Annotated in this window: 24 protein-coding genes; 17 read left to right on the top strand and 7 right to left on the bottom strand. The window is 66.4% G+C overall.

Features of this window, described 5'->3' with window-relative positions; translation table 11 throughout:
- Positions 1-25 precede the first annotated feature (25 nt).
- The 4 genes from nagA to AC13C7_RS10605 are packed head-to-tail and all read right to left on the bottom strand — an operon-like array spanning position 26 to position 3,819.
- Positions 26-1,171: an N-acetylglucosamine-6-phosphate deacetylase gene (gene nagA, locus AC13C7_RS10620; RefSeq protein ID WP_446121715.1), complete on the bottom strand. Its 1,146-nt coding sequence runs from the start codon at positions 1,169-1,171 to the stop codon at positions 26-28.
- Positions 1,168-2,190, bottom strand: coding sequence for an SIS domain-containing protein (locus tag AC13C7_RS10615; RefSeq protein ID WP_172316904.1), 1,023 nt, complete (start codon positions 2,188-2,190; stop codon positions 1,168-1,170). The genes nagA and AC13C7_RS10615 overlap by 4 nt, the downstream gene beginning before the upstream one ends.
- Positions 2,191-2,209: 19 nt before the next feature.
- Positions 2,210-2,959 (bottom strand): GntR family transcriptional regulator, encoded by a 750-nt coding sequence (locus AC13C7_RS10610; RefSeq protein ID WP_172316906.1) that lies wholly within the window; start codon positions 2,957-2,959, stop codon positions 2,210-2,212.
- Positions 2,956-3,819: a glucosamine kinase nucleotide-binding domain-containing protein gene (locus AC13C7_RS10605; RefSeq protein ID WP_214647383.1), complete on the bottom strand. Its 864-nt coding sequence runs from the start codon at positions 3,817-3,819 to the stop codon at positions 2,956-2,958. Before AC13C7_RS10605 ends, AC13C7_RS10610 begins: the two co-directional genes overlap by 4 nt.
- A 138-nt stretch (positions 3,820-3,957) precedes the next feature.
- Here AC13C7_RS10605 and AC13C7_RS10600 point away from each other — a divergent pair, with 138 nt between their 5' ends.
- The 7 genes from AC13C7_RS10600 to AC13C7_RS10570 all read left to right on the top strand — a co-directional run bounded on the left by AC13C7_RS10600 (position 3,958) and on the right by AC13C7_RS10570 (position 12,023).
- Positions 3,958-4,851 carry an N-acetylmuramic acid 6-phosphate etherase gene (locus AC13C7_RS10600; protein WP_172316908.1) on the top strand — a complete coding sequence of 298 codons (894 nt, stop codon included), beginning with the start codon at positions 3,958-3,960 and terminating at the stop codon, positions 4,849-4,851.
- Between the two features lie 44 nt (positions 4,852-4,895).
- Positions 4,896-6,149 carry an ABC transporter substrate-binding protein gene (locus tag AC13C7_RS10595; RefSeq protein ID WP_172316910.1) on the top strand — a complete coding sequence of 418 codons (1,254 nt, stop codon included), beginning with the start codon at positions 4,896-4,898 and terminating at the stop codon, positions 6,147-6,149.
- Positions 6,150-6,224: 75 nt separating this feature from the next.
- A complete protein-coding gene (locus tag AC13C7_RS10590; protein ID WP_446117624.1) occupies positions 6,225-7,139 on the top strand; it encodes a carbohydrate ABC transporter permease in 915 nt (304 codons plus the stop codon).
- A 13-nt stretch (positions 7,140-7,152) separates the two neighbouring features.
- Positions 7,153-7,992 carry a carbohydrate ABC transporter permease gene (locus AC13C7_RS10585; protein WP_172316914.1) on the top strand — a complete coding sequence of 280 codons (840 nt, stop codon included), beginning with the start codon at positions 7,153-7,155 and terminating at the stop codon, positions 7,990-7,992.
- Positions 7,989-9,023, top strand: coding sequence for a Gfo/Idh/MocA family protein (locus AC13C7_RS10580; RefSeq protein ID WP_482867455.1), 1,035 nt, complete (start codon positions 7,989-7,991; stop codon positions 9,021-9,023). The genes AC13C7_RS10585 and AC13C7_RS10580 overlap by 4 nt, the downstream gene beginning before the upstream one ends.
- Complete coding sequence (locus tag AC13C7_RS10575) at positions 9,020-10,024, top strand: ABC transporter ATP-binding protein (RefSeq protein WP_482867454.1); 1,005 nt, start codon at positions 9,020-9,022, stop codon at positions 10,022-10,024. The genes AC13C7_RS10580 and AC13C7_RS10575 overlap by 4 nt, the downstream gene beginning before the upstream one ends.
- Before the next feature lie 88 nt (positions 10,025-10,112).
- Positions 10,113-12,023 carry a DEAD/DEAH box helicase gene (locus AC13C7_RS10570; RefSeq protein ID WP_482867453.1) on the top strand — a complete coding sequence of 637 codons (1,911 nt, stop codon included), beginning with the start codon at positions 10,113-10,115 and terminating at the stop codon, positions 12,021-12,023.
- A gap of 135 nt (positions 12,024-12,158) precedes the next feature.
- On the opposite strand, the gene AC13C7_RS10565 is transcribed toward AC13C7_RS10570, so the two are convergent.
- On the bottom strand, positions 12,159-14,159 hold the full coding sequence (locus AC13C7_RS10565; protein ID WP_482867452.1) for a hydantoinase/oxoprolinase N-terminal domain-containing protein: 2,001 nt from the start codon (positions 14,157-14,159) through the stop codon (positions 12,159-12,161).
- Between the two features lie 112 nt (positions 14,160-14,271).
- On the opposite strand from AC13C7_RS10565, the gene AC13C7_RS10560 reads away from it, so the two are divergent.
- The 9 genes from AC13C7_RS10560 to AC13C7_RS10520 all read left to right on the top strand — a co-directional run bounded on the left by AC13C7_RS10560 (position 14,272) and on the right by AC13C7_RS10520 (position 24,577).
- Positions 14,272-15,207 (top strand): glutaminase, encoded by a 936-nt coding sequence (locus AC13C7_RS10560; RefSeq protein WP_172316924.1) that lies wholly within the window; start codon positions 14,272-14,274, stop codon positions 15,205-15,207.
- A 20-nt stretch (positions 15,208-15,227) separates the two neighbouring features.
- Positions 15,228-16,424: a CaiB/BaiF CoA transferase family protein gene (locus AC13C7_RS10555; RefSeq protein WP_482867451.1), complete on the top strand. Its 1,197-nt coding sequence runs from the start codon at positions 15,228-15,230 to the stop codon at positions 16,422-16,424.
- Positions 16,425-16,433: 9 nt separating this feature from the next.
- The gene (locus tag AC13C7_RS10550; RefSeq protein WP_482867450.1) at positions 16,434-17,342 is read left to right on the top strand and encodes a LysR family transcriptional regulator; all 909 of its coding nucleotides are present in this window, start codon (positions 16,434-16,436) and stop codon (positions 17,340-17,342) included.
- A 72-nt stretch (positions 17,343-17,414) separates the two neighbouring features.
- Positions 17,415-19,502 (top strand): hydantoinase/oxoprolinase family protein, encoded by a 2,088-nt coding sequence (locus tag AC13C7_RS10545; protein ID WP_482867449.1) that lies wholly within the window; start codon positions 17,415-17,417, stop codon positions 19,500-19,502.
- Positions 19,499-21,196: a hydantoinase B/oxoprolinase family protein gene (locus AC13C7_RS10540; protein ID WP_482867448.1), complete on the top strand. Its 1,698-nt coding sequence runs from the start codon at positions 19,499-19,501 to the stop codon at positions 21,194-21,196. The genes AC13C7_RS10545 and AC13C7_RS10540 overlap by 4 nt, the downstream gene beginning before the upstream one ends.
- Positions 21,193-22,389, top strand: coding sequence for an NAD(P)/FAD-dependent oxidoreductase (locus tag AC13C7_RS10535; RefSeq protein WP_482867447.1), 1,197 nt, complete (start codon positions 21,193-21,195; stop codon positions 22,387-22,389). The genes AC13C7_RS10540 and AC13C7_RS10535 overlap by 4 nt, the downstream gene beginning before the upstream one ends.
- A complete protein-coding gene (locus AC13C7_RS10530) occupies positions 22,386-23,156 on the top strand; it encodes an HpcH/HpaI aldolase family protein (RefSeq protein WP_482867446.1) in 771 nt (256 codons plus the stop codon). The genes AC13C7_RS10535 and AC13C7_RS10530 overlap by 4 nt, the downstream gene beginning before the upstream one ends.
- A gap of 29 nt (positions 23,157-23,185) precedes the next feature.
- Complete coding sequence (locus AC13C7_RS10525) at positions 23,186-24,022, top strand: NAD-dependent epimerase/dehydratase family protein (RefSeq protein WP_172317854.1); 837 nt, start codon at positions 23,186-23,188, stop codon at positions 24,020-24,022.
- Positions 24,023-24,031: 9 nt separating this feature from the next.
- Complete coding sequence (locus AC13C7_RS10520; RefSeq protein WP_482867445.1) at positions 24,032-24,577, top strand: putative antibiotic biosynthesis monooxygenase; 546 nt, start codon at positions 24,032-24,034, stop codon at positions 24,575-24,577.
- Here AC13C7_RS10520 and hpaD read toward each other — a convergent pair.
- Positions 24,564-25,544 (bottom strand): 3,4-dihydroxyphenylacetate 2,3-dioxygenase, encoded by a 981-nt coding sequence (hpaD, locus tag AC13C7_RS10515; RefSeq protein WP_482867444.1) that lies wholly within the window; start codon positions 25,542-25,544, stop codon positions 24,564-24,566. The two genes, AC13C7_RS10520 and hpaD, sit on opposite strands and share 14 nt — an antisense overlap.
- Before the next feature lie 70 nt (positions 25,545-25,614).
- Positions 25,615-26,046: a homoprotocatechuate degradation operon regulator HpaR gene (gene hpaR / locus AC13C7_RS10510; protein WP_172316939.1), complete on the bottom strand. Its 432-nt coding sequence runs from the start codon at positions 26,044-26,046 to the stop codon at positions 25,615-25,617.
- A 77-nt stretch (positions 26,047-26,123) separates the two neighbouring features.
- On the opposite strand from hpaR, the gene AC13C7_RS10505 reads away from it, so the two are divergent.
- Positions 26,124-26,519 (top strand): 5-carboxymethyl-2-hydroxymuconate Delta-isomerase, encoded by a 396-nt coding sequence (locus AC13C7_RS10505; protein ID WP_482867443.1) that lies wholly within the window; start codon positions 26,124-26,126, stop codon positions 26,517-26,519.
- Positions 26,520-26,534: the final 15 nt, after the last annotated feature.

Here is a 26,534-nt window from a genome sequence, read left to right as displayed (position 1 = left end):
AGGCCCTCATGGCTTGGTCGGGCGGTCAGCCTGGTCCGATGCGGGTGCCATCTTTCCATACCGCCCGCAGACCGTCCGTCGCAAGATGAATGAAATCGGCCCGCGCGCCGGGGCGCAGGTGGCCGAAATCGCCCGCCCCAATCAGCTCCGCCGGGATCGAGGTCGCCATGGCCAGCGCGTGATCCCTGTCGCAGATACCCCAGGCGGCGAGGTTGTGAATGGCCGTCGGCAGGTCCAGATCGGCCCCCGCCAGCGTGCCGTTTTCCAGCGTCAGCCGACCGCCCGCGCGCCGGATCTCGCGCCCGTTCAGCGTGAAGGCCTGCTGCTCGGACCCCGCCACCGACATCGCGTCGCTGACAAGGAAGATCCGCCCCGGCCCGGTCTTCGCCGCCATCGCGGCGCGGATCGTGGCAGGGTGGACATGCACGCCATCGGCGATCAGCCCCGCCGACAGGCGCCCCTCGGCCAGCACCGCGCCGACAAGGCCGGGTTCACGGTTGCCAAGCTGGCTCATCGCGTTGAAGAGATGCGTGGCGCAAGCCGCGCCCGCCTCCACCGCCGCCACGCAGGCGTCAAACCCCGCATCGCTATGGCCAAGCGAGACCAGCACCCCCGCCCCGGTCAGCGCCCGGATCTGCTCGGGCGTCACGGCTTCGGGGGCCAGCGTCATCTTCAGCACGGGCAGGCGCGCCGCTGCCGCACAGAGCATCTCCAGATCGCCGTCCCCCATCGCCCGGATGAGGCTTGGATCATGCGCGCCCTTGCGGGCAACCGACAGGTGCGGCCCTTCCAGATGCAGACCGGCAATCCCCGCCACGCCCTGAGCAATCGCGGCCTCCACCGCGTCGATGGCGGCGCGGCTATGGGGGGGGGTGTCGGTGATCAGCGTCGGCAGGATCGCGGTCGCGCCAAGCCCGATATGGGCGCGCGCCATGACCCGCAGCGTGTCGACCGAGGGGTCATCGTTGAACATCACCCCGCCGCCGCCATTGACCTGAAGATCGACCAGACCCGGCGCGATCACGCCGCCCTCCAGCCGCGTGACCTCGGCGCCTTCCGGCACATCCGGCACGATGCCGACGATGCGCCCCCCCTCGACCAGCAGCGCCTGGCCAGAGACCCGGGCCCCGCCGTCGAAAATCTCGGCCCCGAGATAAGCGCGCAACGTCATACCGTCTCCGTCACTTTCTTGAGGTGGCGCGGCGCGTCGGGGTTGATGCCCCGGTCGGCGGCGACCTCGTTGACCATGGAATAGAACGACACCATCAGCGACACCGCATCGGTCAGCGCGTGATCGGTGCGCACGAAACTCAGGCTTTCCGCCTTGCAGGGCTGGTCCGAGGTGATGAAGGCCCGCGCGCCCTTGGCGACCAGTTGGTCGGCCACGTCCAGAACCGCGCGCTTGGCCGCGTCATTGGTGGCGAAAAGCAGCACCGGAAAGCCGTCATCGACGATCGAGACCGGCCCGTGCAGCACCTCGGCCGCCGAATAGCTTTCGGCATGGATCTGGCAGGTTTCCTTGAATTTCAGCGCGGCCTCGTTGGAGATCGCCCAGGACGGCCCGCGCCCCAAGGTGAAGAGGGAATGTTTCTCGGCAATCGCCGCGCGCAGCTCGGGCCAGGTGCCTTCCGCCGCCTTGGCGAACGCTTCGGGGGCAGATCGCAACCCCTGCCGCAGCGCCTCGTCGTCCTTCCAATCCGCCAGCAGCATCAGCCCGGCCATCGCCGAGGTGATGAAGGTCTTGGTCGCCGCGACGCTGCGTTCGGGACCGGCCTGGATGTCGATGCAATGCGCTGCCACCTCGGCCAGCAGCGAGGTGGCATCATTCGTCACCGCCACCGCCATCGCGCCGCTTTCGCCTGCCGATTTCGTCATCGCGACAATGTCGGGGCTCTTGCCCGACTGGCTGACGGCAAGGCAGATCGAGCGGCCAAGGTTCAGCTTCGCGCCGTAGATCGAGGCCACCGAGGGCCCAATGGAGGCGACGGGCAGGCCAAGCTCCAGCTCGAAGGCGTATTTCAGGAAGGTGCAGGCATGGTCGGACGAGCCACGCGCCACGGTCACGGCATAGGCCGGGTCGGCCTCGCGCGCGGCGGCCGCGATCCGCGCGATGGGGTCCGCGCCCTGGGACAGCAGCCGTTCCACCGCTTCCGGAATTTCGAGGATTTCGCGCCGCATCTGGCTGGTCATGTCTGATCTTTCCTGTTTGTCAAAGCCGCAGCTCGGCCACGAAATCGTAGGCATCGCCGCGATAGATGGATTTGGTGAACTCGACCACCCGGCCCGAGGGCAGGTAGGAGACCCGCTCGATCCTGAGCCCCGCCGCGCCAGGCTCGACGCCGAGCAGCCCTGCATCCTCCTCGCCCAGGTTGATGGCCGAGATCTTCTGGATCGCGCGCACCGGTCGGTTGCCATCGTGTTCCAGCACCTCGTAAAGCGACGTGGTGACCGCCACCGGGTTGGGCAGGATATCGACGGGCAGGGACGCCTTTTCAATCGCCATGGGCCTGTCATCGGCCAGCCTGAGCCGCGCAATGCGCGCGACCGAGGCATTGGCGGGCAGGGCCAGCGCGATGGTTTCCTCGGGCGAGGGCAGGCAGACCGAGCGTTCCAGCCAGACCACCGTGGGCGTCATGCCGCGCCGGGTCATGTCCTCGGAGAACGAGGTCAGGTGCGACAGCGATTGCTGCACCCTTTCGCCGCGGTCGGTCACGAACGAGCCCGAGCCCTGCCGCTGTACGACATGGCCTTCCTCGACCAGCGCCTGAATTGCCTTGCGCACGGTGACACGGCTGAGGTCGGTCAGCGCGGCGATGTCGCGTTCGGGGGGCAGGGCGGCACCGGGGGGCAAAAGGCCGGTCTCGATGGCCTCGGCAATGCGCCCGCGCAACTGCACGTAGCGCGGTCCGGCGGCGGCCTCGTTTCGCGGCATGGCGCGCAGGTGGTCGGCGATGCTCATGTCTCCACCCCCGCCGCCAGGGTCAAGGCCCCGTCCAGGGCGCTGCCTGCGGGCTCGGCAAAGCTGGCGGCAACATCGGCGGGAAGGAACCCGGCATAATGCGGGGCCAGACCGCCGATAGGGCAGAGCACCTCGCCTGGGGTCCAGCCCAGACGGTTCAGCCCGTGCAGGATATAGTCCGCCCCTTCGCGCAGGATCTCCCAGGCGATGATGTCGCCCGCGCGGGCGGCGTCCAGGATCATCGGCGCGAGGGTGGCGAACTCGGCGGCACTGGCATCGCGCGCGAAGCGCAACAGCCCCACGGGGGACGAATCGTATCGGGCATGGATCGCGTCGGTGAAGGGCGTCGCCTCGGCCAGCCCGTCCAGCACATGCAGCGCGCGTTGCAGGGCGCGGCGGCCCAGGTAGGCGCCCGACGCCTCATCGCCCAGGACCAACCCCCATCCCCCGATCAGCCGAACCCGCCCCTCGGCGCGGCGGGCCAGGAACGATCCGGTGCCGATCCCCATCACCGCGCCGTCGCGCGCGCCCAAGGCGCCCACGACCGCCGTGATCCGGTCATCCGAGACCGCGATGCGATGGATCGGCAGCGCCTCCGCGACGCGGGAGGCAGCTTCGGGGCCGGTGACACCGGCCAGTCCCAGATAGGCCCGTGCAGAGCGAAGATCGGCCAGCCCCGCCTTGTCGGCCAATGCGGCCAGCCCGTCTTTCAGGGTGATCACGGCCCGGTCGAAATCGCTGTGAACATTGGCCGATCCGCCGCGATGCTCGATCCGCTCGCCATCGTGCAGCAGCGCAAAGCGGCATTGTGTGCCGCCGCCGTCGATACCGATCAGTATATCCGGGTCATGTGTCGTCATGAAAATACCAATACGATACCTATAGGAGGAAATCCAGCGAATACTGGTGAGAACGGGCGATTTTTCAGCGAAGAAAGAAAACCTCTTGGCAGATAGGTATTAGAAAGGTATTGTTTTTGATGTGGAGGGGGAATCACCATGACGGCACCAGTGACCGAGCATCTGCACGATCAGGCCAAGGGGCTGGATGCGTTGCCGTGTGACGTGATCGCCGGTCACCTGCTTTCGGCGCAGGCCGAGGCGCTGGCCGCCGTCTCCCATGCCACCACACAGATTGCGCAGGCCGGTCAGGTCATGGCCGACACGCTGGCGGGCGGCGGGCGGCTGATCTATGCCGCCGCCGGATCCTCCGGCCTGATGGCGATGGCCGATGCCTGTGAGCTTGCCGGAACCTATGGGACCGACCCGGATGCCGTCTCGATCCTGATGGCGGGCGGTCTGCCGCAGGACGCGGCCATGCCCGGCGGGACCGAGGATGATGAGGACGAAGCCACACGCGCCGCCGGGATCATCACCGCCAGGGACGCCGTCATCGTCCTCTCCGCCTCCGGCACCACGCCTTACGCGCTGCGCATTGCCGAAATCGCCAGGGCGCGCGGGGCGAGTGTCATCGCTATCGCCAACAACGCGGATGTGCCGCTCTTCGCCCATGCCGGCGTGGCCATCTGCCTGCCGACCCCGCCCGAACTGATCGCGGGCTCCACCCGGATGGGGGCGGGCACGGCGCAGAAGGTGGCGCTCAACATGATGTCCACGATCATGGGGGTGGCGCTTGGCCATGTGCATGACGGGATGATGGTGAATGTCCGCGCCGACAATGCCAAGCTGATGGGCCGCGCGGCCGGCATGGTGGCCCGTATCGCCAAGGTCTCCGAGGCCGAGGCGCGGAAACATCTGGCGGCCACGGGCGGCGCGGTCAAACCCGCGATCCTGCAAGCGGCGGGCGCGACCCCGGCGCGGGCCGAGGAGCTTTTGCACCGGACGCGCGGCCATATCCGCGCCGCGCTTATTGCCATGAACATCCCCGCCTGACCAAAGCGGCGGGGACAAGACCAGGACAAAAAGGGAGGAACCACATGTCCATGAAGAAACTCACTGCCAGCCTGCTGGCGACCACGATCCTGACGACGGCGGCGTCGGCGCAGGATGTGACCCTGACCATCGAAAGCTGGCGCAATGACGACCTCGTGCTCTGGCAGGACGTGATCATCCCCGCCTTCGAGGCCGAGAATCCCGGCATCAGCATCGAGTTTTCCCCCTCGGCCCCGGCGGAATACAACGCGGTCCTGAACTCCAAGCTTGACGCAGGCTCGGCCGGTGACCTGATCACCTGCCGTCCCTTCGATGCCTCGCTGGCGCTTTACGAGGCCGGTCACCTGCAAGACCTCTCCGATCTGGACGCGATGGAGAATTTCTCGGACGTGGCGCAATCGGCGTGGCAGACCGACGATGGCTCGGCCACCTTCTGCGTGCCGATGGCAAGCGTTATCCACGGCTTCATCTACAATGCCGACGCCTTCGAGGAAGTCGGCGTCGACCTGCCCGAAACGGTCGACGAATTCTTTGCCGTGCTGGACGCCTTCCAGGAGGATGGCAGCTATATCCCGATGGCGATGGGCACCAACGACCAATGGGAAGCCGCGACCATGGGCTACCAGAATATCGGCCCCAACTACTGGGGCGGCGAGGAAGGTCGCCTGGCCCTGATCGCGGGCGAGCAATCGCTGACCGATGAGCCCTGGGTCGAACCCTACCGCCAGTTGGCGCGTTGGGGCGATTACCTTGGCCGGGGCCATCAGGCACAGACCTACCCCGATAGCCAGAACCTCTTTACCCTCGGTCGCGCGGCGATCTACCCGGCGGGCTCGTGGGAGATCTCGGGCTTCAACAACCTGGCCGATTTCGAGATGGGCGCCTTCCCGCCGCCGGTCCCGAACGCGGGCGATGAATGCTATATCTCGGATCACACCGACATCGCCATCGGCATGAACGCCAACACGGAACATCCCGAAGAAACACGGATTTTCCTGGAATGGGTCGGGTCCGAGGAATTCGCGACGATCTATTCCAACGCGTTGCCGGGCTTCTTCTCGCTGTCCGATTTCGACATCGCGCAGGAGGATCCGCTGGCACAGGAATTCGTCTCCTGGCGGGACCAGTGTGACTCGACGATCCGGTCCACCTACCAGATCCTGTCGCGCGGCACGCCGAACTTGGAAAACGACACCTGGAACGCATCGGCACAGGTGATCCGTGGCACCGAAACCCCGGAAGAGGCCGCCGCCCGCCTGCAAGAGGGCCTGGCCAGCTGGTACGAGCCGCAGCAGTAACACCTCCCCCCTGTTGCTCACCGTCCGGGCGCGCGGGTTTCTCGCGCCCGGACACCAAAACCCCCGGAGGGTCCGATGAAAAACTCCCGCATCCGTTGGCATATCCTGGTGTTCCTGGCCCCCGCCGTGCTGGTCTACACCGCGATCATGATCATCCCGCTGTTCAACACGCTGCGCCTGTCGCTTTATACCGAGGTGGGTCAGGAGCGCGTCTTCGCGGGGCTGGAGAACTTCCGCACCCTCTTTGGCGATCCGCGCTGGTCGGCCAGTTTCTGGAACGCGCTGGCCAACAATTTCTGGTTCTTCATCATCCATATGCTGGTGCAGAACCCCATCGGCATCCTGCTGGCCGCGATCCTCAGCCATCCGTCCCTGCGCTTCGCCACGCTCTACCGCACCGCGATTTTCGTGCCGACCATCCTCAGCTTCGTCATCGTCGGCTTTGCCTGGAAACTGATCCTGTCGCCCATCTGGGGCATCGCGCCCGAGATGATGGACGCGGTCGGCCTGGGCGATTTCTACCAGCCGTGGCTGGGGCTGGAGGAAACCTCGCTGACCACGCTGGCGCTGATCTCCGTCTGGCAATTCGTCGGCATCCCGATGATGCTGATCTATGCCGCGCTGCTGACCATCCCCGACGAGATACTTGAGGCTGGCGAATGCGACGGCGTCACCGGGCTGGCGGCGTTCTGGAAAATCAAGCTGCCGCTGATCCTGCCCTCGATCGGGATCATCTCGATCCTGACCTTCGTGGGCAATTTCAACGCGTTTGACCTGATCTACGCCGCGCAAGGAGCCTTGGCGGGGCCGAATTTCTCGACCGACATCCTCGGCACCTTCATGTATCGCACCTTCTTCGGCTTCCAGCTGCAACTGGGCGATCCGCATATGGGTTCGGCCATCGCCAGCGCCATGTTCGCCATCATCCTCATCGGGGTCTGCATTTACCTCTTCGGTATCCAGACCCGGATGCGGCGCTACCAGTTCTGAGGAGGGCAGGGACATGAACAAGGCCCGCAGAAACCCGGTCAACATGATCGCCGCGCATGGCATCCTGATCGCCTACACGATCATCGCGCTCTTCCCGGTCGTCGTGATCCTGATCAACAGCTTCAAGACCCGCCGCGCGATATTCCGCGAGCCACTGGCGGTGCCGGATGCCGAGAGCTTTTCGACCATCGGTTACCAGACTGTTTTCAACCAGGGCGACTTCTTCCTCTATTTCCAGAACTCGATGATCGTGACGGTGGCCTCGCTGTTCTTCGTGCTTCTCTTCGGCGCGATGGCGGCCTTCGCGCTGGCCGAATACCGGTTCAAGGGCAACACGCTGATGGGGCTCTACCTGGCGCTCGGCATCATGATCCCCATTCGCATCGGCACTGTGGCGATATTGGAGATGATGGTCGCGACCGGCCTCGTGAACACGCTCTGGGCGCTGATCCTGGTCTATACCGCGCAAGGGTTGCCGCTGGCCGTCTTCATCCTGTCGGAATTCATGCGCACGGTCAGCGATGACCTGAAGAACGCGGGGCGCATCGACGGGCTGTCGGAATACACCATCTTCTTCCGCCTCGTGCTGCCGCTGGTCCGCCCCGCAATGGCGACGGTCGCGGTGTTCAACATGATCCCCATTTGGAACGACCTGTGGTTTCCGCTGATCCTGGCCCCCGCCGAGGCGACCAAGACGCTGACCCTGGGCAGCCAGGTCTTCATCGGGCAGTTCGTGACGGATTGGAACGCGGTCCTGTCGGCGCTTTCGATGGCGATCCTGCCGGTGATGGTGCTTTACGTGATCTTCTCGCGGCAACTCATTCGCGGCATCACCTCGGGGGCAGTCAAATGACCAAGGTTCTCATCGCAGGTCTTGGCAATATGGGCCTCAGCCACGCGCTGGCCCATCACGCCCACGCCGAGGCGCAGATCGTCGGGTTGGTTAACCGCTCCGGCAAGGTCAGCCACCCTGATCTGCAAGGTTACAAGGTCTTCACCGATTTCCACGCCGCGCTGTCCGAGACCAAACCCGACCTTGCCGTCATCGCCACCTATACTGACACCCATGTCGATTACGCCATCGCGGCAATGGAGGCAGGCGCGCATGTCTTCGTCGAGAAACCGCTGGCGATGACGGTCGCCGACGCCAAACGCGTCGTGGCCAAGGCCGAGGAAACGGGCAGGAAGCTGGTCGTCGGCTACATCCTGCGCCATCACCCAAGCTGGCAGCGCCTCATCGATGAGGCGCGCGCGCTTGGCGGGCCCTTCGTCTTCCGTCTCAACCTCAACCAGCAATCCACCGGCGCGGAATGGGAGACGCATAAGGCGCTCATGCAGACAACCTCGCCCATCGTCGATTGCGGCGTGCATTACGTCGATGTCATGTGCCAGATCACCGATGCGCTTCCGGTGCGTGTCAACGGGATGGGCCTGCGCCTGACCGACGAGATCCCTGCCGACATGTATAATTACGGCCAGTTCCAGGTTGTCTTCAATGATGGCAGCATCGGCTGGTACGAGGCCGGATGGGGCCCGATGATGTCGGAAACCGCCTTCTTTGTGAAGGATATCGTCAGCCCCAATGGCGCGGTCTCCATCGTCGAGGGCAACACGGGCGCCTCGGCCGATGTCGACGGCCACACCAGGGTGGGCAACATCCTCGTCCACCGCCCCTCGGGCGACCGCCTGATCGAGGCCGAGGACGAGCCCGGCCATGACGCGCTCTGCGCCGCCGAACAGGCCTATATGCTGCGCGCCATTGCCGAGGATATCGACCTTTCCCGCCATATGCAGGACGCGGTGCAATCGCTCGCCATCTGCCTTGCCGCCGATGAAAGCATCCGCACAGGGCGGCCCATTGACCTCAAGGAACAGCCCCAATGACAGCCCTTTCCCTGAAGAACGTGAACAAGAGCTTTGGCGAGGTGCATGTCCTCAAGGATATCAGCCTGGAGGTCGAGGAGGGCGAGTTCGTCGTTTTCGTCGGCCCCTCGGGCTGCGGCAAGTCCACGCTTCTGCGCGTCATCGCGGGGCTGGAGGATGCAACCTCCGGCACCGTCGAGATCGCGGGCGACGTGGTCAACACAGTGCCGCCCGCCAAGCGCGGCATCGCGATGGTGTTTCAAAGCTACGCGCTCTACCCGCATCTTTCAGTCAGGGACAACATGTCGCTCGGCCTGAAACAGGAACGCCAGCCCAAGGACGAGATCGCCGCGCGGGTGGCCGAGGCTGCCCGGATGCTGTCGCTTGGCGACTATCTCGACCGCCGCCCATCCGAGCTGTCCGGCGGCCAGCGCCAGCGCGTCGCCATCGGCCGCGCCGTGGTGCGCAAGCCCAAGCTCTTCCTCTTCGATGAGCCGCTGTCGAATCTCGACGCCGCCCTGCGCATGAACACGCGGGTCGAGATCGCGCGCCTGCACCGCACGCTGGAGGCCTCGATGATCTACGTCACCCATGACCAGACCGAGGCGATGACGCTGGCCGACAAGATCGTCGTGCTGCGCGATGGCCGGGTGGAACAGGTGGGCAGCCCGATGGAGCTTTACAACAACCCCGCCAACCAGTTCGTCGCAGGATTTCTCGGCGCGCCCTCGATGAATTTCCTCGCCGCGCCGCTGGTCGGCGGACCGGCGGGGCAGACCCTGGGCATCCGGCCCGAACATCTGCAAATCGCCGATGGGGGCCGCATCGGGGCGACCGTCACCCATGTCGAGAACCTCGGCGGCGACACCAATGTGCTGGCCCATCTGCCCGATGAGACGTTGATCACCGTGCGCCTCTTCGGGCAGCACCGGATCGAACCCGAGAGCGCCATCACCCTCGATTTCGACGATGCGCAGGCCTATCATTTCGACGCCGAGGGGGCACGGCTGCGCGCGGCCTGACCCCCCGCGCGTGGCCCCTATACAAAAGGCTTCGGACAGGATAGGAGCGGCCCCTTGGCCCCTCCCTGACCTGAAACGAAGTCCTTCCGTGAAACAAGCCCTATACGACGCCATCGCCGCGCGCGGCTACGAAACCCTGACCCCGGTGCAGGAGGCGGTAACCGCGCCTGACCTGACGGGCCGCGACATGCTGGTCTCGGCGCAGACCGGATCGGGCAAGACGCTTGGCTTCGGCCTCGCCATCGCGCCCACTGTCCTGGGCGAGGAGGAAGTCTTCGGCCCTGCCGCGGCACCCCTGGCCCTGATCATCGCACCGACGCGGGAACTGGCCTTGCAGGTCAAGCGCGAACTGTCCTGGCTCTATGCGGGCGCAAATGCGCAGCTCGCCTCCTGCGTCGGCGGCATGGACATGCGCGACGAACGCCGGGCGCTGGCGCGCGGCGCGCATGTCGTGGTGGCGACACCGGGCCGCTTGCGCGACCACATCACGCGCGGCTCCATCGACCTTTCCGCGATCCGCGCCGTGGTGCTGGACGAGGCCGACGAGATGCTGGACCTCGGCTTTCGCGAAGACCTCGAATTCATCCTTGGCGAGGCCCCCGAGACGCGCCAGACGCTGCTGTTTTCCGCCACCGTCCCCGCCGCCATCGCGCGGCTGGCGCAAAGCTACCAGCGCGATGCCGAACGCGTCTCCACCGCGGGCGAAAAACAGCAGCATGCCGATATCGAATACCGCGCGCTCTCTGTCTCGGCCCGCGATGCGGAAAACGCCATCATCAACGTGCTGCGCTACTATGAGGCGCCGAATGCGATCGTCTTCGCCAATACCCGCGCGATGGTGAACCGGCTGACGACGCGGCTATCGAACCGGGGCTTTCCGGTGGTGGCGCTGTCGGGGGAACTCAGCCAATCGGAACGCACCCACGCCCTGCAAGCGATGCGCGACGGGCGCGCGCGCGTCTGCGTGGCGACGGATGTGGCCGCGCGGGGGATCGACCTGCCCAATCTCGATCTGGTGGTCCATGCCGAACTGCCCTCGAACCACGAGACGCTCTTGCACCGTTCGGGCCGGACGGGGCGGGCCGGACGCAAGGGGGTCAGTGCCCTCATTGTGCCGCCTGCGGTGCGCAAGAAGGCCGAGCGCATCCTGAAATTCGCCAAGCTCAAGGCCGAATGGGCCGAGGCCCCCGGTGCCGAGGCGGTGATGGAACGCGACGAGGCGCGGATGCTGGCCGATGAAAGCTGGACCCAAGGCGTGACCGAAAGCGAGGCCGCGCCGGTCGCCAAACTGATGGAAGCCTTCACGCCCGAGCAGATTGCCGCCGCCTACCTGCGCCTCTACCACGCCCGCCATTCCGCGCCCGAGGATCTGAGCGAGGTCGATGCCAAACCCGCCCCGCGTGCGGCCTTCGGCCCCTCGGCCTGGTATGCGCTGGAGGGCGGGCAGGCCGTGGGGGCCGAGCCGCGCCGGCTGCTGCCGATGCTGTGCAAGGCCGGGGGGCTCTCGAAAGAGGATATCGGCGCGATCCGTATTCATCACGAGACAAGTTTCATCGAGATCCGGCAAAGCGCCGTGGCGGGCTTCGAGGCCGAGATCGGGCCGGAGATGACCGTGGAGGGCGCCAAACTGAGCCGCCGGGACGGCGCGCCCGAGATGGGTCGCGGACCCAAGCCCGAGCGTCCCGCCCGCAATCCGGCCCCCGCGAAACCCGATGGCACCACCACGCCGGTCGACTGGAACGACGCGCCCGCATCGAAACCGAAAAAGCCCAAGCCGGGGGCCGAGAAACCGCGCAAGCCGCGAAACAAGGACAAGGCGCGCGCCGAGGCGCGGCCCGAAGGCGTGGTGACCAAGCACAAGCCGCGCGGGGCCAAGCCTGCGGCCAAGCCAAAAGGCCCGCCGCCGCCCAAGGGCAAGCCGTCCTCGAAGAAGAACAAGGCACGGACCGGGGCCGCCAACCCCGGCGCGCGAATGGGCGGACCCCGGCGCAAGGGGTAACTGTCGCGCCCGTTACCAGATTGAAAATCCTGGCGGATTTGCCGGATTCTTTTTTGGGCGACGCGCCATGGTTGGCGGGGTGGTCGGGGCCGCCGGTGCGCCGGTGAGTATTTGGACCAAGAAGATGGGGTGGGGTCAGTGCGCCATGCGCGGGCGGCCCGAGGCGGTGACGGTCAGCGTGGCCTCGACGAACACCTCGCGGCCCTCGACCTCTGCGCCCTTGATCTCCTGCGTCGTGGCCAGCGTGACATGCGCGGCCCCGGCCCGGATGGCGGCGTCGTGGGCGTCCAGGCGCAGGGCGGTTTCAAGGGCGGCCAGCGCGGCCTCGGCGCTCGGGTAGAGGGCCGGGCCGCTTGCCAGATGCGCGGTGTAGCGGCCCGCGCCGTCGCTGGTGACGGTGCCGGTGGCGCGCTGGCTGATCTGGCCGACCACCGCGCCGATCGCGTTGGCGACACCGGCATGGGCGGGCAGGATCATGCGGGCGCCAAGTGCCGCACCCACCGCCGGGTAATAGGTGGGCGCGGAGGCCCCGAGGCCGATCACCGGCACGCCTATCCGGGCTGTCATCTCGATGATGCCGCCGTGATGGGCAAGGCCCGCGCGGGTCAGCGGATGATGGGCAAGGCCACGCGGATCGGAGCCCCTGAAGCCGGGATCCTCGGCGAATGCGGCCTCAAGCAGCGTGTCCCGGGTCTGCGCGGTCACCTGGTCGATGACGAGCCGGGCGAAACCTTCCGCGTCCGGGGCGCGGTGCAGGCCGTTTCCGGCGCGCTTGCGGTTCATCAGGGCGATGCCCTTGCGCGCGGCGCTGGCATCCCAGGCGTCAGAGAGCCCCAGGACATGCGCCGCATCGGTCGGCGTCACGCCCGCCAGCATCACCAGGCCGCGTGCGACCAGCCGGTCGAGCGCGGGCATCTCCAGCCGTGATTTCAGGAGGCCCGACAAGGGCAGGGCGCCCGCGATCCGCTCCAGCAAGGCCGCATCGCGGGCCGGCAGGCCGCCGCCTGCCCCCGCCATCCGGATCACGAAGCGCCCATCGTGATCGCCAGGCTGGTCGCGCGCCAGCGCCCGGTCCAGCGCCGCATGCACCAGGTCGGGATGTTGTTCCGCCAGCAGGCAGAGCGGCAGCACCCGGCGCGGCCCCAGCCGCATCCCGCCAGCCAGCCCCTCATCCTGCAGATGCACCTCGCTATCGCCGCCGAGCCCGGTGGTGCGCATCGCCACCGCCTCGACCATGGTGCGGTGGCCGCCGACCAGCGCGCCCTCTGCGTCGATTTCGGGCAGCCCGTGTTTCAGCAGCGCCACATCGGTCGTAGTGCCGCCGATATCGGAAACCAGCGCGGTCTGCTCGCCGGTCAGCCAATGCGCGCCGACCAGCGAGGCGGCGGGGCCGGAGAGGATGGTCTCGATGGGCCGCTCGCGCACCATCTGGGCCGAGATCAACGCCCCGTCGCCGCGCACCACCATCAGCGGCACCGCGATGCCGCGCGCCGCCAGGTGGCGTTCGCAGGCCGCGACCAGCGTGGCGATCTTGCCGATGAGCCGCGCGTTCAGCACCGCCGTCAGCGCCCGTTTGGGGCCGTTCAGCCTGGCCGATAACTCATGGCCGCAGGTCACGGGCAGGCCGGTCGCGGCGGCGATGATGTCGCGCGCGCGCATCTCGTGGGCCGGGTTGCGGGTGGCGAAGCGGGCGGTGAGGGCAAAGCCCGCGATGTTGCTGCCGAGGCGCTGCAGTTCCGAGGCAAGCAACGCCTCGTCCAGCGGCGCGGCTTCCCCGCCGGAAGCCCCGTGCCCGCCCGCAATCACGATGACCGGATCGCCGCCCATGGCCTCTGCCAGGCCCGCGCGGGCAAGGTCCGCGCCCGTGAAGCCGATCGCCACCAGCGCCACGCGCCCGCCCTGGCCCTCGACCAGCGCATTCGTCGCCAGCGTGGTCGAGAGCGAGACCAGCGCGATATCCTGCGGCCCCACACCCGCCGCCGCCAGCGCCGCATCGACCGCGCCGCCGATGCCGATGGCCAGGTCGTCGCGCGTGGTCAGCGCCTTGGCCGAGCCTAATACGGCCCGCGCTTCGGCGTCGATCACCACCGCATCGGTATAGGTGCCGCCCGTGTCGACCCCCAGAGAATAGCCCATCGCGCGCGCCCTTTTCGCTGCCCCATTCCGCCTCTAGCCCAAGTTGGACCCCACGTCACGCCCCCTGACGGATGGCTTGCGTTTCGCCGTCCAGCGCCCGATTGTGCGGCCCATGACGGACGGCCCGAGCCATGACGACTTGCAGGATTTCCTGACCGATCTCGACGCCGAGCTGCGCGCCGAGGCCGATTGGGGCACGCCGGCGGGCTACATCCCCGAGCTTGCCGATGTCGCACCCGATCAGTTCGGGATCTCGGTGGCGCTTGCGGGCGGGCGGGTGATCTCGGCAGGCGCGCATGACACGCGGTTTTCGATCCAGTCGGTCTCCAAGGTTTTCACGCTGGCCTGCGTGTTGGGCCGGATCGGCGATCAGCTCTGGCGGCGGGTGGGGCGGGAACCTTCGGGCACCTCCTTCGATTCCATCGTGCTGCTGGAACGCGAACAGGGCCGCCCGCGCAACCCCTTCATCAACGCGGGCGCCATCGTGACCACCGATGCGCTGCTGGACGGGCGGATGCCGAACCTGGCGCTGTCCGAGATCATCGGCTTCCTGCGCGCAGCGTCGGAGGATGCCGATATCCATATCGACGCCGCCGTCGCCGCCTCGGAGGAGCGCACCGGCTATCGCAATGTAGCGCTGGCCAACTACCTGGCCTCGCACAAGAACCTGTTCAACCCGCCGGAACTGACGCTTGGCACCTATTACCACCAATGCGCCATTGCGATGACCACGGATCAACTGGCGCGGGCGGGCCGCGTCTTTGCAGGGCTACCCGACGCGCCGCGCATGATCTCGACCGAACGGGCGCGCCGGATCAACGCGCTGATGATGACCTGCGGGCATTACGACGGCTCGGGCGAATTCGCGTTCGGCGTCGGCCTGCCCGGCAAGAGCGGCGTGGGTGGCGGCATATTGATGGTGGCCCCCGGCCGCGCCTCGATCGCGGTCTGGTCGCCCGGGCTGAACCGCTATGGCAATTCCCAGGTCGGCACCCGCGCGGCGGAGCGGCTGGCGCGCTTCACCGGCTGGTCGGTCTTCGGCGGCTGAGAAGGAGAGAGAGAGTGCCCATGCAATCCCCCCTCAAAGGTATCCGCGTGCTGGACCTGACCAACGTGCTTTCGGGTCCGTTCTGCTGCGCGCAACTGGCCTATCTGGGGGCCGAGGTGATCAAGGTCGAGGTGCCGGGCCGGGGCGATCTGGCGCGCCAGCTTGGGGCCGACCCGGCGTTGAATGCGGGTCTCATGGGCGTGTCATTCCTGGCGCAGAACGCGGGCAAGCGGTCGCTGACGCTGAACCTCAAGCACGCGCGTGGCAAGGCGATCCTGAAGCGCCTTGTGGCCGGGGCCGATGTGCTGGTGGAAAACTTCCGCCCCGGCGTCATGGACCGGTTGGGCGTGGGCTATGAGACCCTGCGCGCGGAAAACCCCCGGCTGATCTACTGCGCCATATCGGGCTTTGGCCAGACCGGCCCGATGCGCGATCTGCCCGCCTATGACCAGATCATTCAAGGGCTGTCCGGCGCGATGTCGATCACCGGCGACGGCGACAGCGCACCGATGCGCACGGGTTTTCCCATGGCCGACACGATCGGCGGGCTGACGGCGGCGATGGCGATCAACGCGGCGCTGGCGGGGCGGGGCGAGGCGGGCAGCTTCATCGACGTCTCGATGCTCGACTCGGTGCTGGCAACAATGGGGTGGGTGGTGTCGAATTACCTCATCGCGGGGCAGGTGCCGGTGCCGATGGGCAACGCCAATTTCACCGCGGCGCCCTCGGGCGCGTTCCGCACCGCCACCGCGCCGATCAACCTCGCCGCCAATAAACAGGAGCAGTTCGAGGCGCTGTGCGACGTGATCGACCGGCCTGATCTGGTGCGCGATCCGCGATTTGCCAGGCGGCAGGACCGGCTGGAGAATCGCGCCGCGCTGACCGGGAAAATCGAGGCCGGGTTCGCGGCGTTCGATGCCGAAACGCTGGTGACGCGGTTGAACGCGGCGGGCGTTCCTGCCGGACCGATCCTGACCGTCCCGGAGGCGCTGGCGCTGGAGCAGGTGCGGGGCCGCGATTTCCTGCGCGTCTTTCCCGAGACGCCCGGCATCGACCGGCCCGTCACCAATGCGCGCGCCGGATACCAGATGGACGGGGCCGCCCCGGATGTCGGCCTTGCGCCGCCCGCCCTGGGGCAGGACACCGACGCGATCCTGACCGATCTGGGATACGAGGCCGGTGACATCGCCGATCTGCGTGCCGACGGCGTGATCTGAGGCGATGCGGTGATCTCCAACACGCTCACCCTCAAACAACTCGAGGCGCTCGTCTGGGTCGCTGATCTCGGCAGTTTCCGCAAGGCGGCGGCGCATCTCGGCACGACGCAGCCCAATATCTCAGCCCGGATCGCGGCGCTTGAGGCGACGCTCGGCTTCAGCCTGATGGCGCGTGACGCGGGGTCAGTCGAGATGACGCCGCGCGGGCTGGACGTCCTTGAACAGGCTCGAAAATCCCTGCGCGCGGTCGAGGGTGTGCTGGACGTGGCCGCCCGCCCCGACCTGGCCGAGGACCGGCTGCGCCTTGGTGTCACCGAGTTGATCGCGACGACATGGCTGCACGATTTCCTGCGCGCGCTCAGGCAGGATTATCCGCGCGTCACGGTCGAGTTGACCGTCGATCTGTCGCGCACCCTGGATGCGGAGCTTGCCGCAAACGCGCTGGATCTCGCCTTGCAGAACGCGCCGTTTTCGCACGCCGCCACGGGGGAAATCACCTTGGGATCATACGGTTACGCCTGGGTCGCTGCGCCTGATCTCATGTCCGGTATCGACCCATCCACGGGCGTGGCGGGGCTGACCGCGCCGATCCTGACCCATGCCCGCCACACTCAGGCCTTCCAGGAATTGCAGGCCCACCTGCCCCCCGGTCCCGCGCCCCGGCTGGTGCCATCCAGCAGCCTCAATTCGGCGATCCTGATGGCGGTGAACGGCATGGGCGTGGCAATGGTGCCGCGCGCGATGGTGGCGGGGCACCTGGCGGGCGGGACGCTTGCAGAGGTGGACCTTGGCTGGCAACCCGAACCGCTTGATTTCACAGCCCGTTTTCACGCCGACCGCGCGGCGGGGGTGGTCAGGAAAGCGGCGGAACTGGCGGCACGGGTGGCGGCAGGGGATCAATTGAGCGGATCACATTGATCAAATCGAATAATTTGATCTGATACAACGCGCCGCGTATCGTCGCGCCGGATCAGCTTCAGGGGACCGCGAATGGCAACGACTACCAACCGGCTCGGCGTCGATATTGGCGGCACCTTCACCGATGTGGTTCTGGAAACCGACAGGGGCCAGTTTTCCACCAAGGTGCTGACCACCTATGCGGCGCCCGAGGAGGCCATTATCGACGGCATGGGCCAGGTCTGTGCCAAGGCGGGGATCGCGGCGTCGCAGATCGGCCAGATCATCCACGGCACCACGCTGGCCACCAACGCGCTGATCGAGAGGCGCGGGGCCAAGACCGCGCTGATCACCACGCAAGGGTTCCGCGATACCATTGAAATGCGGACAGAATCCCGGTTCGAGCAATATGACCTGAACCTGGAATTGCCCGAGCCGCTCTTGCCCCGCCAACGCCGCTACACGGTGGCCGAGCGCGTCGATGCGTCCGGCAATATCCTGATCCCGCTGGACCTGGCGGAGGTCGAGCGGCTGGTCGACCGGCTGGCCGAGGCCGGGTATGACAGCATCGCCGTGGGGCTCTTGCACTCCTACGCCAACGACGTTCACGAGCGGATGATCCGCGATGTGCTGCGCGACCGGATGCAGGATGCGATGGTCTCGATCTCCTCCGAGGTCAGCCCCCAGATGCGCGAATATGAACGCTTCAACACCGTCGTCGCCAACGCCTATATCAAGCCCTTGATGAAAAGCTACCTGTCGCGGCTGGAGGGGCGGCTGAGGGGTGAGGGCGTCACCTGCAAAATCTTCCTGATGCACTCGGGCGGCGGCATCATCAGCCTTGAAAACGCGGCCGATTTTCCCGTGCGGCTGGTCGAATCCGGCCCCGCCGGGGGGGCGGTTTTCGCCGCGCATATTGCCGCGCGCTACGGGCTCGACAAGGTGTTGAGTTTCGACATGGGCGGCACCACCGCCAAGATCTGCCTGATCAAGCACCAGATGCCCAAGACCTCGCGCGTGTTCGAGGTCGCGCGCAGTTATCGGTTCAAGAAAGGCTCAGGCATGCCGATTTCCATTCCCGTCATCGACATGGTCGAGATCGGCGCGGGCGGCGGCAGCCTGGCCCATGTCGATGCGATGCGCCAGATCCGGGTTGGCCCGGAAAGCGCAGGCTCGGAACCCGGTCCGGCCTGCTATGGGCGCGGCGGGGACAAACCTGCGGTGACCGATGCCGACCTTGTCCTGGGCAAGCTGGACCCGGAGAATTTCGCGGGCGGCTCCATCGCGCTGCATCCGGACCGCTCCGAACACGCGTTGACGCGTGTCTTGGGCGAGGTGCTGGAGATGGACGCGGGCGAGGCGGCCTTTGGCCTCGCCGAGCTGGTCGATGAGAACATGGCCAATGCCGCGCGGGTTCATGCGGTGGAGAACGGCGAAGATCTGTCCGACTACACCATGATCGCCTTCGGCGGCGCGGCGCCCCTTCATGCCGGGCGGCTCTGTGAGAAACTGGGCGTCGACCGCTTGCTGGTTCCACCCGGCGCGGGCGTGGGCAGCGCCATCGGCTTCCTGCGCGCGCCGTTCAGCTTCGAGGCCAACCGCTCGGTCTACATGCGCCTGTCGGAGTTCGACCCCGCCACGATCACCGGCCTGTTGGAGGAGCTTCGGTCCGAGGCGGCGGGGTTCGTGCGCAACTGCGACGCGCAGGCCGAGATCCTGACCGAATACAAGGTCTACATGCGCTATGCGGGGCAGGGGTGGGAGATCCCCATCGTGTTGAGCGAGGACGAGGCCACCGCCCCCGATGCGGAGACTTTCCTGAGGCTCTTCGAGGCGGACTATGCCAAGCTCTTCGGGCGCAGCGTCAAGGGCATGGATGTGGAGATCACCGTCTGGTCGGTCAACGCCACCACCCCGCCGGAACATGTCGCCCGCGTCGATGCCGCGCAGGCCGCCGGACCGGCGACGCCGACCGGACAGCGCCCGCTTTTCGATCCGGCCTTGGCGAAAATGACGACAGCGGACGTTGTCCGGCGTGCAGACATTGGCCTTGGCGAGACCGTAAAGGGCCCCGCCGCGATCACCGAGGATGAGACCACGATCATCCTGCCCGCCAGCCGGAGCGCCATTCGTCAGGCCGATGGCTGCATCGACATCACCCGCATGAAGGACACGCCATGAGCCCCTCGACCGTCGCCTATCAGGTCATGTGGAACCGCCTCATCTCGGTGGTGGAGGAACAGGCGCAGGCCCTTGTGCGCACCGCCTTTTCCACGTCCGTGCGCGAGGCGGGTGACCTCTCGGCCGGGGTCTATGACGTGGATGGAAACATGCTGGCGCAGGCCGTCACCGGCACACCGGGCCATGTCAACGCGATGGCCGATGCGGTGGCGCATTTCATCCGCCGCATCGGTCGCGAGAACATCCGCGCGGGCGATGTCTACCTGACCAACAACCCGTGGGAGGGCACCGGCCACCTGCATGATTTCACCGTGGTCTCGCCGTCCTTCCACAAGGGTCGGCTCGCCGGGTTCTTCGCCTGCACCGCGCATGTCGTCGATGTCGGTGGGCGCGGGTTCGGCGCGGATGCGAACAGCGTCTACGAGGAGGGGCTGCACGTCCCCATCATGCACTTCGCCCGCGAGGGCGAGGTGGACGAGACCCTGCTGCACCTCATCCGGGGCAATGTGCGCGAGCCGGGACAGGTGATCGGCGACCTCTACGCGCTGGCAACCTGCAACGAGATCGGGCATCGGCGGCTTGTCGACATGATGCAGGAATTTGCGCTGGACGACCTCTCGGGCATCGGCGGCTTCATCATGGAGAACTCCCGCCGCGCCACGCTGGAGCGGATCAAAGCCCTGCCGCGAGAGGTGGCGGAAGGCGCGATGACCGTGGACGGGTTCGACCGTCCCATCACGCTCAAGGTCAGGCTGACCATCGAGGAGGACCGCATCATCACCGATTTCGCGGGCTCCTCGCCCGTTGACAAGAAGGGCATCAACTGCCCGCTGGTCTATGCCAAGGCCTATGCCTGCTACGCACTGAAATGCGCCATCGCGCCCGAGATCCCGAACAATGCGGCGTCGCTGGCTCCGTTCGAGGTCACGGCCCCCGAAAACACCATCGTCAACGCGGCGCATCCCGCCCCCGTGGCCTTGCGCCATATCGTCGGCCATTTCGTCCCCGACGCGGTCTATGACGCGCTGGACAAGATCATCCCCGGCGTGGTGCCCGCAGAAGGGGCCGGGTGCCTGTGCAATTTCCAGCTGTCCCTGCGCCCCGCCGAGGGGGCGACGGGTGCCGTGCGGGCCGAAGTGCTGTCGTTCAACTCCGGCGGCTCCGGCGCGCGGCCCGCGCATGACGGGCTCAGCTCCACCGCCTTCCCCTCGGGCGTGATGACGATGCCGGTCGAGGCCACCGAACATGTCGGCCCGGTGATCATCTGGCGCAAGGAGTTGCGGCCCGATTCAGGCGGCGCGGGCCAGCAGCGCGGCGGGCTCGGTCAATACATGGAGGTCGGCGCGCGGGAAGGGCATGAATTCGACTTCTCCGCCATGTTCGACCGCGTGAAGCATCCTGCGCGCGGGCGGCGCGGCGGAGGTTCCGGCGGGGCCACCACCATCGCGCGCGATGACGGCACCGAAATGCGCGGCAAGGGCAAGCAATTCGTGCCGGAAGGCGCAAGGGTGATGCTGGCGCTGCCGGGCGGCGCGGGCTATGGCGATGTCGGCCAGCGCGACAGGGCCAAGGTGCGGCGCGACCTTGCGCGCGGCTATATCTCGGCGGAATGTGCGGCGCGCGACTACGGGCTCAGCGAGGCCGAGATCGCCACGGTGCAAGAGGCCGTGGAGAGGGGCGAGGAGGCGCAATGAGCGAAGGGCCAGCGCATGACAGCTATGACGTGGTCATCATCGGCGGCGCGATCATGGGGTCGGCGACGGCGTTTTTCCTGTCCGACATGGATTTCGACGGGCGCGTGCTGGTCGTCGAGATGGACCCGAGCTATTCCCAATGCTCCACCGCGCATACCAACAGCTGCATCCGGCAGCAGTTCTCCTCGGCGCTCAACGTGCGCATCAGCCAGTTCGGGGCGGCGTTCATCACCGACCTGCCGCGCCGGATGAAGGATCCGGAGGCGCCGCACCTGGCGATCCAGAATTTCGGCTATCTCTACCTGGCCGATAACGACGCCTTCGCCGAGACCCTGCGCGCCAGTCATGCCGTTCAGGCGGCCTGCGGCGCGGGCACCCGGTTGCTGACCCCCGACCAGATCGCCGAAGCCTATCCGTTCTACAACCTCGACGACATTATCCTGGGCTCCCACAACACGGTCAACGAAGGCTATTTCGACGGCGCGACGGTCTTCGACTGGTTCCGCCGTACCGCCCGCAAGCGCGGGGTCGAGTATGTGACGGATGAGGTGGTCGGCCTTGGCCGCACCGGCCCCCGCATCGACAGCGTAACGCTGAAATCGGGCCGCCGCATCGCCTGTGGGCAGGTCGTCAACGCCGCCGGTCCCCGCGCCGCGCGCATCGCGGCGATGGCGGGCATCGACCTGCCGGTGGAACCGCGCAAGCGCTACACTTGGGTGTTCCAGGCCGAAACCCCGCTGGACCGGCCCCTGCCGCTGACCATCGACCCCTCGGGCGTGCATGTGCGTCAGGAGGGCACGCAATACTACATGGCGGGCGGTCATGCCGATCACGATCCCGCCGTGGAGCCGGATGATTTCGGGATGGATCACAGCCTCTGGCAGGATCACGTCTGGCCCGCGCTGGCGGGTCGCATCCCGGCGTTCGAGGCGATCAAGGTGATGAATGAATGGGTCGGCCACTACGCCTATAACACGCTGGATCAGAACGCCATTCTGGGGCCGCATCCCGAGATCACAAACTTCCATTTCCAGAACGGATTTTCCGGTCACGGCTTGCAGCAATCGCCCGCCATGGGGCGCGGAATGGCGGAATTGCTGACCACCGGCGAATATCGTAGCCTCGATTTGAGCCCGTTCGGATTTGAGCGGATCGCCACCCACACCCCCCTTGTCGAGAAGGCCGTGATATGAACCTGCCCGCCAACCCCTTTGCCCGCGCGCTCAAGTCCAGGGACAAGCAGATCGGCCTCTGGATCAGCCTGGCCAGCAACATCGCCGCCGAGGTGACGGCCCATGCCGGGTTCGACTGGGCGCTGATTGACATGGAGCATGCGCCGAACGATTACCGTTCGGTCCTGGGGCAGTTGCAGGTTTTTGCAGGATCCGACACCACGGCGCTGGTGCGGGTGGAATGGAATGATACCGTCGCGGTCAAGAAACTGCTCGATATCGGCGCGCAGGGCTTGCTCTTTCCGATGATCCAGAGCGTCGAGGAGGCCCGGCGCGCCGTTGCCGCCACCCGCTATCCGCCAAAGGGCGTGCGCGGCGTGTCCGGCACCACGCGGGCCACGCGCTATGGCCGGGTCAAGGATTACCTCGGGCGGGTTGAGGACGAGACGGCGGTGCTGCTCCAGGTCGAGACCCAGGCCGCGCTGGACGCGGCGGAAGATATCGCCGCGGTCGATGGTGTTGACGGCATCTTCTTCGGACCTGCCGATATCGGCGCCGATATGGGCCTGTTGGGCAACCCGATGCACCCCGATATCTGGGCCCGTATCCGCCCCGTCGCAAAGGCGCTGATGGCCAGGGGCATGCCGGTCGGCACGCTGGTCACGGATCCTGGTTTCGCGGCGGAACTGATGGATGAGGGCTTTACCTTCGTGGCCTGCGGGCTGGATACCGGCCTGCTGGCGCGGGCCTCGGACAAGCTTCTGGCCGATGTGAAGGCCCATATGTAACGTGATGTGACGAAAGGACATTCCCGATGATGAAGAAACTGGTTCTGACCGGTGCCGCCGGGCGGCTCGGCTCCTACCTGCGCGAACCTCTGGCCGCGATGTGCGACAGCCTGGTATCGACCGATATCAAGGATGATATCGGCACGCTTTACGAGGGCGAAAGCTATGTGCAGGCCGACATCGCCGATCTGGACGCGATGGTGTCGATCACCGAAGGGGCCGATATGGTGATCCATTTCGGGGCCATCGTCGATGAGGGCCCGTTCGAGGAACTCCTGGGCCCCAACTTTATCGGCGCCTACAACATCTGGGAGGCGGCGCATCGCAACGGTTTGCGCCGCGTGGTCTATGCCAGCTCGATCCACGCGGTCGGGATGTATCCCAAGAACCAGCATATCGGCACCGACGTGCCGCACCGGCCCGACACGTTCTACGGCCTCGCCAAGTGCTTTGCCGAGGATCTGGGCAGCATGTATTGGGACAAGCGCGGATTGGAGAGCGTGTGCCTGCGCATCCTCTCCGCCGCGCAGGTCAACAACCCGCGCGCGCTTGGCTCATGGCTCAGCTATGACGACCTGATCCAGCTTGTGACACGCGCCATCGACACGCCGGTGACGGGGTTCTCGATCGTCTACGGCGTCTCGAACAACGACCGCGCGCCGGTGGACAATTCCAGCGCCGCCTTCCTGGGCTACCGGCCCAAGGACAACGCCGAAGACTACGCGGCGGAGGTGCTGGCCAATTCCGGCCCGCTCGACCCGCAGGATCCCGGCCATATGTGCCATGGCGGTCCCTTCGCCAGCGTTCCGCTAGGCCAGGGCGCGGTGGCCAGCATGGGCATCGTCGACGACAAGAAAGAGACCTGAGCGCGAGGGATGGCCGACGCAACGCCCGTCCTTTCGGTGATCCTGCGCCGCTACCGGCCCGAGGTGGCGCAGGAGATCGAAGCGCTTGAGGCGGGCATCCGCGACGCGGTGCAGCGGTGCCGCGGTTTCGTCGATCTGCGCAGCAGCCGCTCCGAACAGGGCGGCATCTGCGAGCTTGTCACCGTCTTCACCTTCGCCTCCGACGCCGATCTGGCGCGCTGGAACGCCTCGGAGGCGCGGGCCGATTACGTGGTGAGGCTGGACGCGATCAGCGAGGCCGCCCCGGTTCAGGCCCGGTTCGACGACCTGTCGCTGTTGCCGGGCCCGAAGGCGCAATTGCGCAAGATCGAGGTCGTCGCGGTCCTGATCTTCTGGATCGTGGTGATCGCCGAGGTGCTGACCCTTCTGGCGGGCTACGTCCTGCCCGACCGTTTCACCGGCTTCTGGCGCGAGGTCTTGCTGATCTCCGTCAATGTCCTGCTGATCAGCTATATCTTCCTGCCCTGGTCCAGTCGGGCGCTGACACGGCTCAAATCCCGTTTCAGGGCGCAATGATCGGTTGCGCCTTCAGCGCGGGTTCCGACAACTCAGCCCCGGCGAATTCCGAGCCTTCCTCGAACCAGCTGCGCGGCGCGGGCGCGCCCCAGAGGGTCTGGCGCTGCGGGTCTTTCAGATCCCATTTGATCGGTTCCAGGTCGGGATCGACGGTCTGGTAATCCGAGACATAGATCTCGATCCGGTTGCCGTCGGGGTCGCGGATATAGAGGAAGAAGGCGTTGGAAATGCCGTGCCGCCCCGGCCCGCGCTCGATACTGTCCACCCAACCCGTGGTCGCCATCAGGTCCAAGAGGTCGATGATGGAGAGCGCCGAGGGCACCCAGAACGCGGTGTGATGCAGGCGCGGGCCGGTGCCATTGGTGAAGGCCACGTCATGCACGCCGCCCTTGCGGTGCATCCAGGCGGCCCAGACCTTCCCGCTCTCCTCATCCTCGGTGTATTCGGTCGTGCGGAACCCTATTTCGTTATAGAAGGCGACGCTGGCATCCACATCCGCCGAGAACATGTTGAAATGGTCGATGCGCAGGGGGCGGACGCCGTTATATAGCTTGTATTGCTGGTGAATGGGCGCCAGCCGGTCCATCTGCACGTAGAATTCCAGCGGCACGCCCCAGGGGTCGCGGGTGCGCAATGTCTTGCCCATATAGGGGTTCTCGACCCACTCGGTTGGCAGGCCCTTGCCCGCAAAGAACGCCTCCGCCTTCTCAAGGTCGGGCTCATCATAGAGCTTGAAGCCCAACACGCCGACCTCGGATGTGCCGGATTTCACAAGCTTGATCGAGTGATGCCCGCGTTCTTCCATCGCGCGCAGGTAGAGGCTGCTGGCATCCTCATGGCTGACCTGAAGCCCGAGCGTATCGACATAGAATGCCCGCGACCGCGCGAGGTCTTTGACCCGGTATTCGACATGGCTGAGCCGCACGATGTTGAAAGGCGGATAGAGCACAGGGGGCGGGACGGGCATGGCGAACTCCGACTGGTTGCTATGGTGAACATGTTAAGCAATATATTTAACATGTCAACAAAAATTGAGATCAGAGATCGTCCAGCGCCGCCAAGGCGTCCAGCAGCGCGTCGAGCCTCTCGCGGCCCAAGACATCCTCGAAGCTCTGCGCAATGCGGGCGGCCTGGTCGCGGTTGGCGTCGATGATGGCCTGGCCCTCGGGCGTGATGGCCAGGGTCAGGCGGCGGCGGTCCTTCGCGTCGGTGGCCCGTGTGATGAGGCCATTGGCCACCATGTTCTGCGCGATCCGCGTCAGGCTCGGCAGCAGCAGGCTGGTCTGCTCGGCCAGTTTGCTGGCATCCATGGCCCCGTGCTCGGACAGCACCCGCAACACGCGCCATTGCTGTTCGGTAATGCCCGAGGCCGCCAGCATCTCGCGGATGGGGGCCATGACCTTTTCCCGCGCGCGGACAAGGGCGAAGGGCAGGGACCGGCGGGCAGGGGGCAGGTCTTGCGGGCTCATCTGTCGGGGCTCACCACGGTTGCATGTCTCGGGAATTACTTAATATACTAACTTATTGCCCCTGCACAGGCCCCGCGATGCCGCATTTCATCATCGAATACTCCGCCAACCTGGAGCCCGCCGTCGATATTGCCGCCCTGTGCGAGGCGGTGCGCGCCACCGCCGCCGGTATGGACTGCTTCCCCACCCCCGGCATCCGTGTGCGCGCCTTTCGCGCCGATCATGTTGCGATCGCCGATGGCGACCCGCAACACGGGTTTGTCGACATCTCCATCCGCCTGCGCGAGGGGCGTCCGCAAGAGGTGAAGGAGGCCGCCTGCGAAGGGATTTTCGAGGTCGCCCGCGCCTTTCTGGCCCCGTACATGGACGATCATTCCCTCGCGCTGTCCTTGGAGATGCGCGACATCGACGCCAGCCTGTCGCCCAAGACGGGCACGGTGCGGCGGCATCTTCCCGGTCGAGAATTTGGTTGACATGTTAAGTAATAT

The sequence above is a fragment of the Alterinioella sp. B-7 genome, assembly GCF_056857775.1.
Note: the sequence above shows the minus strand (reverse complement) of the source record. Positions and strands in the feature narration are given on the sequence as shown.

Excerpts from the sequence above, each read along its gene's own strand:
- nagA (WP_446121715.1), bottom strand. The coding sequence starts at position 1,171 with ATGACGTTGCGCGCTTATCTCGGGGCCGAGATTTTCGACGGCGGGGCC.
- AC13C7_RS10615 (WP_172316904.1), bottom strand. The coding sequence starts at position 2,190 with ATGACCAGCCAGATGCGGCGCGAAATCCTCGAAATTCCGGAAGCGGTG.
- AC13C7_RS10610 (WP_172316906.1), bottom strand. The coding sequence starts at position 2,959 with ATGAGCATCGCCGACCACCTGCGCGCCATGCCGCGAAACGAGGCCGCC.
- AC13C7_RS10605 (WP_214647383.1), bottom strand. The coding sequence starts at position 3,819 with ATGACGACACATGACCCGGATATACTGATCGGTATCGACGGCGGCGGC.
- AC13C7_RS10600 (WP_172316908.1), top strand. The coding sequence starts at position 3,958 with ATGACGGCACCAGTGACCGAGCATCTGCACGATCAGGCCAAGGGGCTG.
- AC13C7_RS10595 (WP_172316910.1), top strand. The coding sequence starts at position 4,896 with ATGTCCATGAAGAAACTCACTGCCAGCCTGCTGGCGACCACGATCCTG.
- AC13C7_RS10590 (WP_446117624.1), top strand. The coding sequence starts at position 6,225 with ATGAAAAACTCCCGCATCCGTTGGCATATCCTGGTGTTCCTGGCCCCC.
- AC13C7_RS10585 (WP_172316914.1), top strand. The coding sequence starts at position 7,153 with ATGAACAAGGCCCGCAGAAACCCGGTCAACATGATCGCCGCGCATGGC.
- AC13C7_RS10580 (WP_482867455.1), top strand. The coding sequence starts at position 7,989 with ATGACCAAGGTTCTCATCGCAGGTCTTGGCAATATGGGCCTCAGCCAC.
- AC13C7_RS10575 (WP_482867454.1), top strand. The coding sequence starts at position 9,020 with ATGACAGCCCTTTCCCTGAAGAACGTGAACAAGAGCTTTGGCGAGGTG.
- AC13C7_RS10565 (WP_482867452.1), bottom strand. The coding sequence starts at position 14,159 with ATGGGCTATTCTCTGGGGGTCGACACGGGCGGCACCTATACCGATGCG.
- AC13C7_RS10560 (WP_172316924.1), top strand. The coding sequence starts at position 14,272 with ATGACGGACGGCCCGAGCCATGACGACTTGCAGGATTTCCTGACCGAT.
- AC13C7_RS10555 (WP_482867451.1), top strand. The coding sequence starts at position 15,228 with ATGCAATCCCCCCTCAAAGGTATCCGCGTGCTGGACCTGACCAACGTG.
- AC13C7_RS10545 (WP_482867449.1), top strand. The coding sequence starts at position 17,415 with ATGGCAACGACTACCAACCGGCTCGGCGTCGATATTGGCGGCACCTTC.
- AC13C7_RS10540 (WP_482867448.1), top strand. The coding sequence starts at position 19,499 with ATGAGCCCCTCGACCGTCGCCTATCAGGTCATGTGGAACCGCCTCATC.
- AC13C7_RS10535 (WP_482867447.1), top strand. The coding sequence starts at position 21,193 with ATGAGCGAAGGGCCAGCGCATGACAGCTATGACGTGGTCATCATCGGC.
- AC13C7_RS10530 (WP_482867446.1), top strand. The coding sequence starts at position 22,386 with ATGAACCTGCCCGCCAACCCCTTTGCCCGCGCGCTCAAGTCCAGGGAC.
- AC13C7_RS10525 (WP_172317854.1), top strand. The coding sequence starts at position 23,186 with ATGAAGAAACTGGTTCTGACCGGTGCCGCCGGGCGGCTCGGCTCCTAC.
- AC13C7_RS10520 (WP_482867445.1), top strand. The coding sequence starts at position 24,032 with ATGGCCGACGCAACGCCCGTCCTTTCGGTGATCCTGCGCCGCTACCGG.
- hpaD (WP_482867444.1), bottom strand. The coding sequence starts at position 25,544 with ATGCCCGTCCCGCCCCCTGTGCTCTATCCGCCTTTCAACATCGTGCGG.
- hpaR (WP_172316939.1), bottom strand. The coding sequence starts at position 26,046 with ATGAGCCCGCAAGACCTGCCCCCTGCCCGCCGGTCCCTGCCCTTCGCC.
- AC13C7_RS10505 (WP_482867443.1), top strand. The coding sequence starts at position 26,124 with ATGCCGCATTTCATCATCGAATACTCCGCCAACCTGGAGCCCGCCGTC.